Origin of the sequence: Bradyrhizobium sp. 44 (genome assembly GCF_023073095.1) — a bacterium.
GTDB lineage: Bacteria > Pseudomonadota > Alphaproteobacteria > Rhizobiales > Xanthobacteraceae > Bradyrhizobium.
On sequence record NZ_JADPIY010000033.1, the window covers coordinates 230,817 to 244,687 of the forward strand.

The 13,871-nt window shown below is 59.5% G+C and carries 20 protein-coding genes; 8 read left to right on the top strand and 12 right to left on the bottom strand.

Annotated elements, in window-relative coordinates; translation table 11 throughout:
* Positions 1–309: 309 nt before the first annotated feature.
* Genes IVB41_RS32440 through IVB41_RS32450 form a run of 3 tightly spaced genes read right to left on the bottom strand, consistent with a single transcriptional unit; the run spans position 310 to position 1,804 of the window.
* Positions 310–528, bottom strand: a complete 219-nt coding sequence (locus IVB41_RS32440) for a hypothetical protein (protein ID WP_247438536.1) — start codon at positions 526–528, stop codon at positions 310–312.
* A 2-nt stretch (positions 529–530) separates the two neighbouring features.
* On the bottom strand, positions 531–1,451 hold the full coding sequence (gene ligD, locus IVB41_RS32445; protein WP_247438538.1) for a non-homologous end-joining DNA ligase: 921 nt from the start codon (positions 1,449–1,451) through the stop codon (positions 531–533).
* Positions 1,452–1,453: 2 nt separating this feature from the next.
* The gene (locus IVB41_RS32450) at positions 1,454–1,804 is read right to left on the bottom strand and encodes a hypothetical protein (protein WP_247438540.1); all 351 of its coding nucleotides are present in this window, start codon (positions 1,802–1,804) and stop codon (positions 1,454–1,456) included.
* A gap of 106 nt (positions 1,805–1,910) precedes the next feature.
* On the opposite strand from IVB41_RS32450, the gene IVB41_RS32455 reads away from it, so the two are divergent.
* A complete protein-coding gene (locus IVB41_RS32455; RefSeq protein WP_247438542.1) occupies positions 1,911–2,153 on the top strand; it encodes a hypothetical protein in 243 nt (80 codons plus the stop codon).
* 73 nt (positions 2,154–2,226) lie between these two features.
* On the opposite strand, the gene IVB41_RS32460 is transcribed toward IVB41_RS32455, so the two are convergent.
* Positions 2,227–2,940 (bottom strand): SOS response-associated peptidase, encoded by a 714-nt coding sequence (locus IVB41_RS32460; protein WP_247438544.1) that lies wholly within the window; start codon positions 2,938–2,940, stop codon positions 2,227–2,229.
* Between the two features lie 2 nt (positions 2,941–2,942).
* A complete protein-coding gene (locus tag IVB41_RS32465; RefSeq protein WP_247438546.1) occupies positions 2,943–3,422 on the bottom strand; it encodes a hypothetical protein in 480 nt (159 codons plus the stop codon).
* Between the two features lie 594 nt (positions 3,423–4,016).
* On the opposite strand from IVB41_RS32465, the gene IVB41_RS32470 reads away from it, so the two are divergent.
* Positions 4,017–4,253, top strand: a complete 237-nt coding sequence (locus tag IVB41_RS32470; RefSeq protein ID WP_247438548.1) for a DUF6894 family protein — start codon at positions 4,017–4,019, stop codon at positions 4,251–4,253.
* 53 nt (positions 4,254–4,306) lie between these two features.
* Here the strand turns inward: IVB41_RS32470 and IVB41_RS32475 are convergent, their stop codons facing one another.
* The 7 genes from IVB41_RS32475 to IVB41_RS32505 all read right to left on the bottom strand — a co-directional run bounded on the left by IVB41_RS32475 (position 4,307) and on the right by IVB41_RS32505 (position 7,552).
* Positions 4,307–4,729, bottom strand: a complete 423-nt coding sequence (locus tag IVB41_RS32475) for a hypothetical protein (protein WP_247438550.1) — start codon at positions 4,727–4,729, stop codon at positions 4,307–4,309.
* On the bottom strand, positions 4,726–5,238 hold the full coding sequence (locus IVB41_RS32480) for a hypothetical protein (RefSeq protein ID WP_247438552.1): 513 nt from the start codon (positions 5,236–5,238) through the stop codon (positions 4,726–4,728). Before IVB41_RS32480 ends, IVB41_RS32475 begins: the two co-directional genes overlap by 4 nt.
* A gap of 135 nt (positions 5,239–5,373) precedes the next feature.
* Positions 5,374–5,847 (bottom strand): hypothetical protein, encoded by a 474-nt coding sequence (locus IVB41_RS32485; RefSeq protein WP_247438554.1) that lies wholly within the window; start codon positions 5,845–5,847, stop codon positions 5,374–5,376.
* The gene (locus IVB41_RS32490) at positions 5,825–6,034 is read right to left on the bottom strand and encodes a hypothetical protein (RefSeq protein ID WP_247438565.1); all 210 of its coding nucleotides are present in this window, start codon (positions 6,032–6,034) and stop codon (positions 5,825–5,827) included. Before IVB41_RS32490 ends, IVB41_RS32485 begins: the two co-directional genes overlap by 23 nt.
* Before the next feature lie 68 nt (positions 6,035–6,102).
* Complete coding sequence (locus IVB41_RS32495) at positions 6,103–6,267, bottom strand: hypothetical protein (RefSeq protein WP_247438567.1); 165 nt, start codon at positions 6,265–6,267, stop codon at positions 6,103–6,105.
* Positions 6,264–6,629 carry a hypothetical protein gene (locus tag IVB41_RS32500; RefSeq protein WP_247438569.1) on the bottom strand — a complete coding sequence of 122 codons (366 nt, stop codon included), beginning with the start codon at positions 6,627–6,629 and terminating at the stop codon, positions 6,264–6,266. Before IVB41_RS32500 ends, IVB41_RS32495 begins: the two co-directional genes overlap by 4 nt.
* A gap of 44 nt (positions 6,630–6,673) precedes the next feature.
* Positions 6,674–7,552 carry a recombinase family protein gene (locus tag IVB41_RS32505; RefSeq protein ID WP_247438571.1) on the bottom strand — a complete coding sequence of 293 codons (879 nt, stop codon included), beginning with the start codon at positions 7,550–7,552 and terminating at the stop codon, positions 6,674–6,676.
* Between the two features lie 493 nt (positions 7,553–8,045).
* On the opposite strand from IVB41_RS32505, the gene IVB41_RS32510 reads away from it, so the two are divergent.
* The 6 genes from IVB41_RS32510 to IVB41_RS32535 all read left to right on the top strand — a co-directional run bounded on the left by IVB41_RS32510 (position 8,046) and on the right by IVB41_RS32535 (position 13,693).
* Entirely contained in the window at positions 8,046–9,617 is a 1,572-nt protein-coding gene (locus tag IVB41_RS32510; RefSeq protein ID WP_247438573.1) for a porin, read from the top strand.
* Positions 9,618–10,592: 975 nt separating this feature from the next.
* Positions 10,593–11,873: a DUF892 family protein gene (locus IVB41_RS32515; protein ID WP_247438575.1), complete on the top strand. Its 1,281-nt coding sequence runs from the start codon at positions 10,593–10,595 to the stop codon at positions 11,871–11,873.
* A 76-nt stretch (positions 11,874–11,949) separates the two neighbouring features.
* Positions 11,950–12,246 (top strand): hypothetical protein, encoded by a 297-nt coding sequence (locus IVB41_RS32520; RefSeq protein WP_247438578.1) that lies wholly within the window; start codon positions 11,950–11,952, stop codon positions 12,244–12,246.
* Positions 12,247–12,608: 362 nt separating this feature from the next.
* The gene (locus tag IVB41_RS32525) at positions 12,609–12,770 is read left to right on the top strand and encodes a DUF2934 domain-containing protein (protein WP_247438580.1); all 162 of its coding nucleotides are present in this window, start codon (positions 12,609–12,611) and stop codon (positions 12,768–12,770) included.
* A gap of 81 nt (positions 12,771–12,851) precedes the next feature.
* Positions 12,852–13,043, top strand: coding sequence for a DUF3606 domain-containing protein (locus tag IVB41_RS32530; protein WP_247438582.1), 192 nt, complete (start codon positions 12,852–12,854; stop codon positions 13,041–13,043).
* Between the two features lie 497 nt (positions 13,044–13,540).
* Positions 13,541–13,693, top strand: a complete 153-nt coding sequence (locus IVB41_RS32535) for a hypothetical protein (RefSeq protein WP_247438584.1) — start codon at positions 13,541–13,543, stop codon at positions 13,691–13,693.
* Positions 13,694–13,871 lie beyond the last annotated feature (178 nt).

The window sequence follows — 13,871 nt, forward strand, 5'->3', positions numbered from 1 at the left end:
GCCCGGCGGTAAGAGCGGACCGCCCCCCGGGCAAGGCACTGTCGGCTCAGCGGGCGATTCTACAGTGCAACAGCAGGATCCGAGCGGGGTTAAGGGACTCCCGGGCAACAAGAGTGGCCCGCCTGCGAAACGTTGAACCAGTCGCTTTAGCAACTCAGGGCTTGGTCGAGCAGCATCACCTAGCCCTGAGTGAAGCGCGTGCTATACGCCGGGCGCTTGCTGACGCAAACGGGATACGGGGCGCGGTAAGCTGTAAGGGCCGCAATCACCGCCGATTACGGTCCTTCTCAGATCCTTTCGCAACGTAGGTTAACTCGCCGTCGAGACGTCTGATTTCGGCCTTGGATGAACGCGGGAGTCGACCAGGACCTCCGTGATCGCGTCGCGAAGGCTGTCACGATCAAGGATGCGCATAAGGCGGGCCACCGTCGCTGCTGCATCCCGCTCGTCCGTGAGGTAGTCGGCCAACGCCATCATTGCGAGGTCGTAGCTCTGCTCGATCTGCTCCGCCGGCGTCAAGCGGGCCATGGTCACAGATCCTCCCGCAGGCCTTTGAAGAACGGATGTCGCACCTTCCCCTCCGCCGACTTGGCGCGATACTCGATCTCGGCGAGCAGCTTCGGTTCGACCCAGATGCCCTTGTGCGCGATGCGGCTGGTGTAGGGCTGGGTCTTTCGCTTGAGCGGCTCTAGGCGGTTGCGAAGCTCGGCTGCCGACGTCTTGTCGAAGCCGTGGTCGACTTTGCCGGCGTAGATCAGCTCGTTGCCCTTGCGCCTGCCAAGGTACATTCCATCCCACTTGCCGTCATCCAGCGCGAAGCCGGCAATGGTCAGGGTTTCGCGTTGCGCGCAGGTCTTCTTGACCCAGTTGTTGCCGCGGCCGCTCGCATAGACGCTGTCCCGCACCTTCGAGACCACACCTTCCAGCCCGATCTTGCAGGCGTGCGCGAACATCTCGCCGCCATCGATTTCGAAGCTCTCGCTGAATTGGATGTTGCTGCCCGCGAGGATCTTTTTCAACGCCGCCTTGCGCTGATCCAGCGGGAGCTTCCGCAGATCCCTGCCGTTGAGATAGAGCAGATCGAAGGCAACCAGGACGATTTTGGTCGAGGTCCCTTTGAGCTCGTTTTGCAGCACTAAAAAATCCGTGGTGCCATCTACGGCAGGAACGACGATTTCTCCATCAACAATCGCAGAGTTAGCCTTGATGTGCCAAGCATCTGCGGCGACTTTCTTGAAGCGATTGCTCCAGTCGTGGCCACGGCGGGTGAACACGGTGACTGCTTCATTGGCGAGATGCACCTGGACGCGATAGCCATCGAACTTGATCTCATGGACCCAACGCTCGCCGGAGGGCGCACGGTCGGTCGAGGTCGCAAGGGCGGGCTCGATGAATCCGGGGAACGGCGCCTTTACGCCAATCGCTTCCGTCTTCTTTCGCTGAAACGCCACCGCTAAACCAAGCGTAGGCTGAACTGCCGCAGATCCTGAGCGGCGTAGCGGTCGACGAACTCCTGAAGGTGCGAGGGAACGTCGCTCAGTTGCAGGTCGCAGCGATGCTGGATTTCACGCGCAATGTCCTCGGAAACGTCCTGGGACCAGCGCTCCGCGGTGTTGAACGCGACCACCCTGATCGGCCGGCGGTATTCTCCCGCCATCAGATCTTGGATGACCGTCTCCAGATCCGCCGTCTCGAGGTCGGCTTCGCGCCAGGCGCGGCCGGCCCGCCCGAAATCATCGGCCACCAGATACACGGTGGGCTCGTCATCGGGGACGATAGACGGAATCCAACGGGACTGACGCATACACAACTCCACGCCACAGAACCGGGATTCAATTTGACGCGAGCTGATTCGTTCCCGAAACTGGCAGATAACCCGCCGAGCGCGGGGGCAAATCGGGAGGATGATAATGGCAGTGAACAAGCCGACGGGCGACAATGCTCGGAAAGGTGCCGTGAAGAAGCGTTCCCAAACAAAGACAACGCTGGGCGGGGCTTTCGCTTATACTAAGCGAGACAAGACCTCCGGCGAGTTTATGGCTGTGAAGAAGCCCAAGAAGGGCAAGAAGGCCGCCAAGAAGTTCAAAGGCGTTCGCGTGGAGAAGAAGGCTGCCAAGAAAGCTAGCAAGAGAAAGACCGCCACAAAGCGCTGACTGGTGATGTTCTGAAAATTGGCAGACCATGCCCACGTGGTCCTAATAGCGACGCTGCTGTTCATTCACGGAGTTAGACGGGATCTTCCTTCACCCCGCGCGCGACAATCCGCAGAGAGCCATCCGGCAGCGGCCGCTGCAGCTTAAGGGCCTCCTCCGGCGGTGCCCTCATCCAAGTCTCGACCTCCTCCGGGGTGGTCAGGATCACGGGCATGGCCTTCGGGTGGATGGCGCCGACCTCGGCATTTGGCTCGGTGGTCAGGAACGCGTAGAGGTCGTTCGTGGTCTCGCCTTCCTTCACCTTCCGCACTGAGGTCCAGTTTGTCCAGATGCCGGCGAAGCAGGTGAGGGGGCGGGTCTCATCGAGCGCGAACCAGATGTCGCCGCCCTCGGCCTTGTTGAACTCGCTGAATGAGTTGAATGGCACCACGCAACGGTTCTCGAAGCCGAGCCATCTAGCCCAATGCTTGCTCTTCACGTTGCGGATGTTGGTTGTGCCGCCGTCCGGCTCCATCCGAAGCAGCTCCTTGAAATCGACCGTCTTGCCTTTGGCTTGCAGCTTCTCCGCACGCTTCTTGGTGGCGTCCATCAGCGCTTTGGACGAGGACGGCATGCCCCATCGCGCCGTAACAAGTTCGCGGCCGTCAGCGCCGTTCCTGACGATAGGGGCCTTGTAATCGGGGAATACGCCCGGCATTGGCGCGAGGTTGCCGACGTAGCGATTGACAACGCGGAACAGCGCGCTGATCGCGGCCTGGTTTGTGGTGACGCTATAGAGATTGCACATCGTCAGCAGGCCTTCTTCGTGCGCCGTGATGGTGCAGCGGGTGGGGGGTCGCCGGCCGGGCGCAGACCGATCAGGTCGGGCCGGCGCTTTTTGCCCAGGGTGCGCTGGCAGCGGCCGCAATAAAGAAAATCACGCATCAGCGCTACGTTACGATCACGGGGCTGCACGACCAAGGAAAGGTCAATAATCTCGGTGTGCTTGCAATGCTCGCAGCGCACTTCGAGGAGCGGGAAGCCTCCTGCGATGGCCGCCTTGATCGTTGGCGAGGCGTGATCGAGCTCCCCAATGAATACGGCCGTGTTCCAAGCCGCGCAATCGAGGGCATAGGCGGTGGCGCGCGCTGCGTCCGCAGCCGCATGGGCCGTGGCCGCCTGCTCAAGGAGATTGGCGAAGGTAACTTCGGCCTTATGGATCTCGCGGGCGAAGTATTTGCGGTCGCCGCCTGACATGAGTGGTGGCTTGATGATGCGGGCGGCGGACATGGCGCAATATCGGCTCGAATCGCGAACCAGAGAAGCCCCTAGTGCTAGAAGGGGGAGCTCGGTTCCGCGCAAGGTATTTGTCAAGTCCGCAATTCGGGCCAGCAAAATGCTGATGGCCCCCGTCGCCAGCGCCGAGCTGAGCTCGATCGCACTCGCCATTGAACTGTGGGACTTGCCCGTCAAGTAGCACACCCTGTACCAACTAAGGCAGCCTCAGTGGGCGGCCCGGATGTCCTCCCGGACGCGAACGAAGTTCTCTGTGTGGAGAGGTGGCCTCTTGGCCGGTCCTAGTCGATCGAGGCTAGCCCGAATGCAAAAAGTGCGGCGCCAACAACAATTAGCACGCTCAGCGGCCCCCAAAGAAGCCAAGCGCCCAAAAGTGCGAGCGACAAACCCGACAGTAAGATCAAGACCGAGATTGAGTTTTGCATTTGCGGGGAGACGGCCGAGAGTACCATATTAATCACCGAGATGAAGTGGCGTTCCATGGGTTAGGTGGCGGGCACTCCCGCCTGAAGACCGTAGTCATCCGGGCGAGAACACAGGTGCAACTTGGCTTAGGAATCCAGACTAATTCCAGCAAATGGTTTTGGCATGCCGCGGTATTACTTCGATTTTTACGATGACACGGGCGTAACGATTGACGACGATGGGCACGAACTGCCCGGCCTGGATGCTGCGCGCAGTGAGGCCCGCCGCACCATCGGCGAAGCTGCGCGTGACTTAACGGCGAAAGGCCAAGATGGTCTTATAAAGGTTGAGGTTCGCGATAAGGGCAGTGCCCTGGTGAGGGTTGCCCTCACTATCCTAACGACCGACCTCGTCGGTTAAGGCCGGCTCAGTCGGCGGACTCTCTGCCAGACATTCTCAGCGGATTCGTGATGTTACCGCTCTGGATGAACCCACTTATAGGGCCTGATTCCATGGCTTTCGGTCACCTTTATCATATGGGCTATGGGCCCGTTGCGACCCTTGCGGCGAGACCGGCATTTGAGTGAGCCTCCAGCTTCTCCGTCGCCAGCAACCTCATCGTCGCTGTCGTCCAGTTCGAGGTCATCTCCGAACGGGCTCGACCGCTTATCCGACAGCCAGCCCGGAGACGGCTCTTCGTCCTGCTGCTCCTCGAGCTCGGTCATGACGTAGGGGTCGGAGGCGTCCAGGAAGGCGATCAGCCTAGTGATCTCGGCGGATGCCTCTTTCCTCAGTCTGGCGAGGTCACCGAGAGCCCGTTCACGCTCACGCTGTTGGATGCCTAGGCCGTGCAGGATCGCACGGGTGGAGTCCGCCGGCGGTTGCGTTTCGGTCATGCCGACACCGCCATCGCTTCCACCGTCCGGCAGAGCATCAGGAAAAGCCAAGAGCCTTCCTCAAAGTCCGGCCAAGAATCTCCACGGTCCTCTCGATCGCGCGCGTAAGCCAGAAGCGCGACGGCGCCAGCCGGGCTTAAGTCATCGGTTGAAAGGAGTTCCGAGGCAGCTTCCTGCTCCTCTAGCGAGGCCCTGCAGCTCTCCTCAATATGGGCAATCCAGTCCGGGTGATCGGTCGGCACGCGCCGGTCAGGATCGCCTCTTTGGGCATCAAAGAAACTCGACTGCCGGAGCTCAAAAGGAATGCGCTCCTCCAACTCATCTTCGCCCAAAGTGGCGTCATACGCAGCATAAGCCGCCCGGTGCCGTTCGATGGCCGCGAAGATTGGATCGGGCTTGCTTTCAACGGCCAAGCCATCGCCGGCAGAAAGTGTCGCGCTTGCTGCCGCAAAAATTGCCGTCTCAAGAAAGGCGCGCCGGCTCGGCTTCGTTGTATGGCTATCAATCAAATTTTGGGCGAGCGTCTCTGTCGCGCTCGAAGTTACCCCCCCCAAAAAAATTCTAAAATCGATTAACCCAGGTTAGTGGACAGCCGGATGCGCAGGGGGAGAAACCGCGCGGCCTGTTCGTGTCACGCTGGCTGGTTAACGAGCGCTCGATCTCGCAAATTGAGGCGGCTTACCGCTGCTCAAATCCGGCCTGACGTCGGCCGCTCGGTTGCCGCATCCGGATTCAGCCAAGCGAACATTCGTCCGGCCAACGACGTATTGAAGGCAACGACCCGGGCTGGATGACGTAAGGCCGAGGAGATCAAGGCAGCCGCAGTCGCGGGAGCTACGTTTCAATAGATGTGTAATGGTATTCCAGCTGGTGGCGGCAAGCGGGACCGTTCGTTGATCATCACGACGTCGAAAAAATTGCAACGACAGCGGAAGCTCGATCCTGAGTTCGATGCGTTCGTGTCGAAGCACTTCGCGGCCAACAACTTCGTCGGTCAGCTCTTGCGCCACAACAAGGATGTGTCCGAAGAGATGAAGACGACGCTGCGTCTGATCGGAAAGATCAGGCACAAGGTCAAGGCGTCCCTCCAGTTCGTCAACGAACAACGCCCGCCGCATCGGTCTTGCTGGGGAGCACCCAATCGACCGCGAGCAGGCAAGCTTCGACGATAACAAAGGCCACCGACCCGCCGAGCCAACCGAAGAAGACGATGGAGAAGGTAGCGAGCAAGAGCGCGCAGAAGATGTCGGCGAGCACCTTGCCGTTGCGCTCGTCTCGGGTCTGGTCGGCTGTCAAGTAGGGCATTCGCGTCTCCTGCAGAGGCGCAAAGCCTAGCTTCAAGCGCGCCGGGAGTCGACCGCCGTCGGCCTCCGTCAGTGCGCTGCCGGCTCTTCTTCGATCTCCTGCCCGTGCAGATGCTTAAGCACGTCGCCGAGGTCGCGCATGTCCAGCATCTTGCCGCAGATCGTGCAGCGGATGAAGTGCTCGCGCTCGCTTTGCGGCGGAGGGCCTTCCGGCTTGCCCTCTCGGAACGTCATGCGGTGCCCTTTAGAGGCGGCGCGAGCCGCACATCAAAGCGCCTCGTCGCATTGGCGCTGATGAAGCCTTGCAGGGCGGCTGAGACATCGTCATCGCTGTCGATCGCGCGCTGCGCCAGTGCGTCCGCGACGTCGGAGGTGGCGTCGCGCGACCATCCTTCGCCCACATTGAAGCACACCACGATCCGGACCGGATAGACGTACTGGCTGGAGAGGAGGCCTTGCACCACGGCTTCGAGATCGGTGTCCGCTTCGTCCGTCTCGCGCCATGCGCAGCCCGCCCGCGCGCCGAAGTCTTCCAGGACAAGGTCGATGTCGCGGTCGAGACGATCCGCCGGGACGATCGAGGGCGAGGTACGCATACGCTCACTCCATTACAATCGACCGGCCGGAGATCACGAGTTGGCTACCCTATTGAAATGCAAGGGTACGACGGTCCCCCTTGCAGCTGAATCACGAGAAACCTCCCTGCGATGTCCTTCCGGATCTGTGCCGAGGAATGTCTAGGCAGCGTGAGATTGCCTGCACTGTGAATTAGGAGGCCACCGACAATCCGCTTGAGAAGAACTGTGATGTTCACTCTTGTCGCATAGCGTCGTTCCTGATCGGAAGAGAGGCCTTTGATTTCTTCAACAAGTTCGAGCAGCCGTGCTTTTAGCTCGTAGCTTGCTTGGTCGAGCAATGCCGGGTGAGCCAGAAAAGCAAGAACGGTGATCTCAAAGTCTTTGTATGTCCAGGCGGAGCGGCTGCAGGCGCTCTCATTCAAGACCTGTTCGCATAGGAGGACCTGCACATTCGAAATCCGATGGAAGATGACTTCGCCGCCGCAATAGGCACACGAGCATAGGTCACCGAAAATGTTAGCCAGATCATTTCCTTTGCGTCCGCGATGCGCCAGATTCTGTTGGCGCGCCGCCTGCGCAGCATCGAAAGTGGCCTTGTCAATGACTGCAGGGTAATAGCCGGAAATGGGAGGGCCGCTCGGGATTCCCTTCTTATGACCTGCGGCGAAGGACTTGGGCTGGTGCTCACCGTAGGTCGCCCGGTTCCTGAGCATCGAGTCTATGGTCGTGTTGTCCCAGTTGAGCGCACGGCTGAAGGTCGGCACCTTTAGTTCGTCAAGGTAATTCGCAATGGCGTAGCTGCCCATCCCGCCGATCGCGAGTTCGAAAATCTTTCGCACGGTTTCGGCCCGGTCCGGCAGAAACACGAACGACATCCTGTCTTCGGTCAGGCCGAGCCAACTCGGCGCCGCCGAGATCTTTTTGCTGTTCTCTTTAGACATGGTGATCCTGGGTTCCGAAGGGTGCCTTCGCCGTCTGCGGACACTCGATTCGTACGTTAGAGCATGCGTTTTTTCAGCTTCCACGGTTAGGGAGCTTGCATGTTCCCGCCGGGAAGGCCGGTCGTGGGCGACCACTCACGCGGTCGTGAGCGCCAAAATGGTCATATTCTACAATGGCTTAAATGAAATCTTTCCCCACAATGCTGCGTGATTTTTGTGCAACACCTGTCTGAAAACAAGCTTCGTCGGCCCGTTTCGAAGCGTTCTGTTGTTGTGTGTGCAGGGACCATCGATCATGGTGACTGGGCGACGGAGGGGGGCATCCCGAGGTCGTCCCGTCTTAGGTGGTTCGCTTAAGTCCCTCGCGTTCAGCGGGTGTGTCCGAAGGCGCGAAGCGACTAAGCGGTGGATTTAAGGGACAAGGGAACCAACCTTAGGGTGTCTTCACCCAGCGGATCCGGAACCTTCCCTATGGCAAACTTGGAGGTTTAACATGAAGTTGGTTAAGAGCCTTTTGCTCGGTTCCGCAGCGGGTCTGATCGCTGTCGGCGGAGCGCAGGCAGCCGATCTCCCCGTGAAGGCCAAAGCGGTCGAATACGTGAAGATCTGCTCCCTGTACGGTGCGGGTTTCTACTACATCCCCGGCACGGACACCTGCATCAAGCTGGGTGGTTATCTGCGCGCTGAAGTCGCGCTGAACACCAACTCGGATTACGGTGGGCAGTTCGTAACGAACAACGGTTCCCGCAACCGTCTGACGAACTACTACACCATGCGCGCTCGTGAAGATCTCAACATCGACACGCGCACCGCGACCGAATACGGCGTTGTCCGTACCTTCTTCGACGGCGTGTTCTCCTGGACCACCGGCAACTACAACGGCACCGGCAGCGCCTTCGGCGGCACCGCCTACAGCAACACGCTGGCCCTCAACACCGCGGGTGCGACCCCGTCGCTCGTTGGTTCCTCGGTCAACCCGACTGACGGCGGCACCTCGGGCGGTTCGCTCGGCGTGTACTACGCCTTCATCCAGTTCGCTGGCTTCACCATGGGTAAGGCCGTGTCGCAGTTCGACGCGCCCTGGACCAACTATCCCGGCAACAACTACGACAGCCTCGTCGGCGGTTCCGGCACTGTCACTGGTGTCAACCAGTTCTCCTACACCGCTGACTTCGGTCAGGGCGTCACCGCGGCGTTCTCGGCTGAAGATCGGGCGGCCTACTATGATGCCGGTAACCTGAACCTGTCGGGCGGAAGCGTCGCTGGCATCGTTGGTGGCTCATACGGCTCCAACGGCATCGGCGGTACACGTTCGCCGAACCTCGTTGCTATGGTTCGTGTCGACCAGGCCTGGGGTCTGTTCCAGGCGTCGGTCGCTGCGCATGACAACCACGTTGCCTACTACGGCGCCACCGAGCCGACTGGCCACCCCGACGACAAGTGGGGTTGGGCTGCTCAGCTTGCTCTGTCGATCAAGAACATCCCGACTGGTGCGGGTGACGTGATCAACATCCAGGGCGTCTACACCGACGGTGCGACCCGCTACAACTTCCAGAATCTCGCGGGCAGCGCCTACTCGATGTTCGGCTCTTCCGGCACTGCCTACCAGAGCGTTGGCTTCGCCAATGCTCCGGACACCGTGTATGTTACGGGTAGCCAGCAGGAGACGATCAAGACCTGGGGCTTCCGCGGTGCTTACACCCATAACTGGGATGCCTACTGGAACACGGCGATCTACGGTGCTTACGCTCAGGCGCAGTACGGCTCGCTCGGCAAGGCCGCTATCTGCGGTGTTGGTGGCACGTTCGCCACTGGCGCGGCTGTGGCTGGCGTTACCTCGTGTAACCCTGACTTCGCCATCGGCCAGGTCGGTTTGATCACCCGCTGGACCCCGGTCAAGAACCTGACGTTCTCGGCTGATTTGGCCTGGACGCATCTCGACCAGAAGTACTCCGGCGTGGTTGCCGTGGCCCCCTCGGGTGTCACAGCTAAGCCGGCTGCAGTCTACGAGCTCAAGGACCAGGACACGCTCACCCTGCTCCTCCGCGCTCAGCGCAACTGGTAAGTTCGGTCTAACGACTGCGCATTGGAGCTCTTGGCGGGTAACTGCCGAGAGCTCCTCAAAGCCCTCGGCGGGCAACTGCCGAGGGCTTTGCTGTCTTCAGGAGCAAGTTTACGAGTTCGAGTCCTTCAAGGAAGATTCGTTCCGGCCTTTGTCACGGCCGGCGGCGGCCTTTGATCTCGCATGCCTTGCTGTGGTCATAGCCGATCCGGCCGTGCAGATCGACGCGGAATTTTTTCGCACGCGGAAAGGGTGTTAAGCGCGATTCGAGCTTTAAGAGCTCGGCGCGGGATGCGTCGGGCTTCCTCGAGGCCGTCGTCGCGCGTCAACACCTCGGGCGCATCCTACCGCAACTTGCCCCTGTCATTCCGCGAGGCTGGGCTGCCAGACCGAGGTTCGCGACTTGACTTGAGCATGACGCCACTTCGCTGACTTCCAATATTCGCGCAACGCTGTCGTTCACCAGGGAAGACTCGACGAGGGCGTTAATCTACTGGAAAAGCCGATATCTCAGGCAAAGCTCGCGTTACGCGTGCGAGAAATTCTCGACCAGAACAGTGGAATTTAGCCTCTGGCACCTGGCAGACTCCAACCCCGAACTGAAGCACTACCTCTCTCTCGTTAGCGGTCGGTGAATTCATCGAGGCGACCGCCTGCGACGATGATGTCGAGCACGGCCAACCCGATCCCCGCCTTGTCGGGCTGGCGCTTAGAAAGCTGAGCCTTACCGGCTCCGGGGCTGTGATGATCGGAGAGAGGCTGCGTCGGGTGCCGGCGCCGCGGCGGCCGAGGTTTTGAGCGGCGGGTTCTCAGCCGAAGCTGCGTGAAGCGGGTTGCTTCGCGGTTGCTGATGACGCGTCCCCCTACTTGACGCGCTTGACGAGCCAAAGCCTTCGAAGGCAGGAGCGTAACCAGGAACATACGCTGCGCTGAGGAATTGGTGATCGAACTTTCCGGGACTTAGCCTCAGAGGTCATCATGTATCATCACGTGAAGAAGCTCATGTACACTGTTCGCGTGGACGAGCCGGATCCGCGTTTCGGCAACATGCTTCTTGAGCAGTTCGGCGGGGCCAATGGGGAGCTCGCGGCCGCGATGCAATATTCGATCCAGGGCCTGAACTGCGAGGATCCCGACCGTAAAGACCTTCTGATGGATATCGGTACTGAAGAACTCAGCCATCTTGAAGTCGTCGGCTCCCTCGCACGTCTTCATCTAAAGCCGACGAAATTCGACCGTGAGAAAGCGGAAGCCGATCCGCTCATCGCCATCGCCGGAGGCGGCGGCGTCAATCTCTTCAACTCGCAGGGCAATCCCTGGACGGCGGACTACCTGAAAATCACCGGGGAGCTGGACGTTGATCTGCGCAGCAACATCGCTGCCGAAGCGCGGGCCAAGATCGTCTACGAGCGACTTATCAACTTCTGCGACGATGCGGGCACGAAGGATGCGCTTCAATTTCTCATGACGCGCGAGATTACGCACATGAAAGCTTTCGCCGCCGCACTCGAAAGCATGAAGAAGCCGGCGTTCTCGATTGGGAAGATCGCCCCCACGCCTGGTCTCGTTGATCAGTTCTTCAACGATTCAACCGGCACCGGCGATGAGGGCGAGATAGATACAAGGGGACCTTGGAATGAGGGAGGCGATTGGGAATTCTTATCTTCTCCAGCCCTGTCCATCAGCGACCCCGACGGGGAAGCACTGATCAAGGCGGAAAGTTCACCTCCCACGGCGCCCGGGGGCATAAGTGAGCTGCTGGTCGACGAGTTGAGAGATATCCTGCACGCCGAGAAGCAGCTCACCAAGGCGCTTCCCAAAATGGCGGAAGCTGCGCGCTTCGTTCGGTTGCGCGAGTGCTTTGAGGAGCATCTTGTAGAGACCGAAGCCCAAATCGAGCGGCTGAACGAGTGTTTTTCGCTTCTGGGGGAGACGGCGCGGGCCAAGCCCTGCAAGGGCATGATGGGCCTTGTCGAAGAAGGTCAGGAGGTCATGGCTGAGGGAGAAAAGAAGGAAGACGCCATCGCGGACCTTGCGCTGATTGGCGCGGCCCAGCGGGTGGAGCACTATGAGGCGTCCGCTTACACGACTGCCAAAAATCTGGCCCAGCAATTGCGCCACAGCGCGATCGTGGCGCTCTTGTCGAAGTCGCTGGCGGAGGAGGAAAATGCGGATCAGCTTCTCAATCAAATCGCACGCACGCTAATGTCGGTCGCGAGGATGCCCCAGGCTATCGAACAGACCGCCGAGGAAGAATAGCAGCGAACAACGGGCCGTCTGTCGGAGCGGCCCTTATTCTTGTTTCGGAGTGCGCGCAGTGTTCTATTGGTGTCCGATGCTGTCGCTTCCGGTAGAAGCTCTGCAGGTTATCGAGCTGCGCCTTCGCCTGCTAGCTGCCGGAAAGGGTACGCCCGACGAGATATTCTTAGTGGTAAATGAGAAAATTGACGCGCTGGCGGAAGCCCGCAACATTCTAATTCGTAGCGGTGCCCCCGCCGAAATCCTGGATAACCACCGCAAGATCATCGCAGCAAGCGCGCTTCGTTTGAGCGAGACCGGTCCTAACACCCAGATGATGGGGTTATGGCGGACGAATGGGACTTCCAAAGGCGTGTCGTTTGCGCCAGCTTAATTCGTACAGGCATCTCCAGTGCAAGCGTGGTGGAGGCCCAACCCTTCCACCGATTCAACGCCGGATAGATAGCCTCAGTATGCGGTCCAAAGCTTTTCGGAAAGCAGGCTGTTCCGTAAATGGAACGAGTCGCCCGTTGCGCCGTTGAGGTGCTTTCAGGGTGCTTAAGATGCAAGTGATTGACCGCCTAATGCAGACCTACGGAATACTGTCCCCTTGGCGCATGAGGACGAAAATGCGGTCCGCCTGCAGAAAGACAAGGCGGGTCGTGATTGCATGCTGATCGTCGCGGCTTTGAGGTTTCTCCGGGGCGAAAAGCGGTTGCGCGCCACCGGATTGCAGAAACAATCGCGGAGTGAGGAATGTCAGAGCCTACGGAAAAAGAAATTAAAGTCCGCGCCTATCAAATATGGGAGCGGCTAGGCTGCCCAAAGGACAAGGAAGAAGAGTGCTGGCAGGCCGCTGTGGAAGAGCTGCGTGACCAAGACTCGTCATCACCACGAAAGACTCCTGATACCTTGTAGTCTTGCATCAGGAACTTAGGAATCTTCCATCAGGAACTTAGGACTCTTCGCAGCGTTTCGCTCTGCATAAGGAGGAATTGAATGGCCAAGAAAGCAAAGACGACTCGCGGCAGGAAACAGGATCGCGCGCGCGTCGCGAGCAAGCAGAACTACGAGGTTAGGCACGAGTCGAAGAAAACGGGAAAGTCCGCGAGCGCAGTGAAGAAGGCTGTGAAGAAGGTCGGCAGCAGCCGAAAGCGCGTTGAGAAGACGCTTAAAGGCAGTAAGCGGTAGCCGCGCAAGCGCAGTTTCATCAAATCCACACGGAGGGCGGATGTACCCCTCGTGGATTGTGAGGCCCTCCAGTCCGAACCTGGGGGCCTCTTGCATTTCGCGGCCGTCTCTATCGGGTTCGCGATTCCGCCATGCAAAGAATTCGCATGCTATCGACGCACGCCGGGGGGGGGGTGCCGCTTGGCCCGAGGGCAGTGGCCGCGATGGGAAGCGAACCGCTTCTAAGTGTCGATCAGTGCAGCCAATGACGTTGAGCACCTAATTGAGACTGGCCGAAGAGACCCGCTGCTACTATCAACTGATCCGGGGGCGGCGCAATAAGCCGCAAATATATCTTCGTCTGAACGTGGGAAGGACGGGCTCGTTCTGCAAGGGTATATCTGAACGGCAGAGTGGATGATCAAAGCGTTAGGTCGAATGCATCTCCTCTGGCCAAGCGCGGGGTGTGTCTGACACCATCAGGCGCTGTGGAAGTCTCGATTGCGCGGACGTTTGCATTGAAGGGCCGCTCTGACTTCTTCGTCGTCAAAGCTCTCCTCCCCATCTCGGCGCGGCCGTCCTCCCTTGCCGAGCTGCGGGGCTTCCGTGTAGGCGATGATCTCAGCAAACTGAAGCTGCACGCCATCGGCAAAGGCAACGCAACGGCATGAGGGCAACCGCTTTGGTGTTCGCCGATCATGCCGGTATTGCCGCGCAGTTGCGGAACCCTCTCTCGATCGCGCTGACTATGGCTCCTAGGGGACAATCTATTGATTTGGCTCGATGGGCAAAGCCGTTGATTTATAGACATAGTTCAGAACCGCGACAGGGGCTCCGAATGCCCCTTGT

Excerpts from the sequence above, each read along its gene's own strand:
- IVB41_RS32530 (WP_247438582.1), top strand. The coding sequence starts at position 12,852 with ATGGCCAAGAAAGCAAAGACGACTCGCGGCAGGAAACAGGATCGCGCG.
- IVB41_RS32440 (WP_247438536.1), bottom strand. The coding sequence starts at position 528 with ATGGCCCGCTTGACGCCGGCGGAGCAGATCGAGCAGAGCTACGACCTC.
- IVB41_RS32525 (WP_247438580.1), top strand. The coding sequence starts at position 12,609 with ATGTCAGAGCCTACGGAAAAAGAAATTAAAGTCCGCGCCTATCAAATA.
- IVB41_RS32520 (WP_247438578.1), top strand. The coding sequence starts at position 11,950 with ATGCTGTCGCTTCCGGTAGAAGCTCTGCAGGTTATCGAGCTGCGCCTT.
- IVB41_RS32475 (WP_247438550.1), bottom strand. The coding sequence starts at position 4,729 with ATGACCGAAACGCAACCGCCGGCGGACTCCACCCGTGCGATCCTGCAC.
- IVB41_RS32460 (WP_247438544.1), bottom strand. The coding sequence starts at position 2,940 with ATGTGCAATCTCTATAGCGTCACCACAAACCAGGCCGCGATCAGCGCG.
- IVB41_RS32485 (WP_247438554.1), bottom strand. The coding sequence starts at position 5,847 with ATGCGGCGGGCGTTGTTCGTTGACGAACTGGAGGGACGCCTTGACCTT.
- IVB41_RS32465 (WP_247438546.1), bottom strand. The coding sequence starts at position 3,422 with ATGTCCGCCGCCCGCATCATCAAGCCACCACTCATGTCAGGCGGCGAC.
- IVB41_RS32490 (WP_247438565.1), bottom strand. The coding sequence starts at position 6,034 with ATGCCCTACTTGACAGCCGACCAGACCCGAGACGAGCGCAACGGCAAG.
- IVB41_RS32505 (WP_247438571.1), bottom strand. The coding sequence starts at position 7,552 with ATGTCTAAAGAGAACAGCAAAAAGATCTCGGCGGCGCCGAGTTGGCTC.
- IVB41_RS32495 (WP_247438567.1), bottom strand. The coding sequence starts at position 6,267 with ATGACGTTCCGAGAGGGCAAGCCGGAAGGCCCTCCGCCGCAAAGCGAG.
- IVB41_RS32450 (WP_247438540.1), bottom strand. The coding sequence starts at position 1,804 with ATGCGTCAGTCCCGTTGGATTCCGTCTATCGTCCCCGATGACGAGCCC.
- IVB41_RS32510 (WP_247438573.1), top strand. The coding sequence starts at position 8,046 with ATGAAGTTGGTTAAGAGCCTTTTGCTCGGTTCCGCAGCGGGTCTGATC.
- IVB41_RS32500 (WP_247438569.1), bottom strand. The coding sequence starts at position 6,629 with ATGCGTACCTCGCCCTCGATCGTCCCGGCGGATCGTCTCGACCGCGAC.
- IVB41_RS32455 (WP_247438542.1), top strand. The coding sequence starts at position 1,911 with ATGGCAGTGAACAAGCCGACGGGCGACAATGCTCGGAAAGGTGCCGTG.
- IVB41_RS32470 (WP_247438548.1), top strand. The coding sequence starts at position 4,017 with ATGCCGCGGTATTACTTCGATTTTTACGATGACACGGGCGTAACGATT.
- IVB41_RS32515 (WP_247438575.1), top strand. The coding sequence starts at position 10,593 with ATGTATCATCACGTGAAGAAGCTCATGTACACTGTTCGCGTGGACGAG.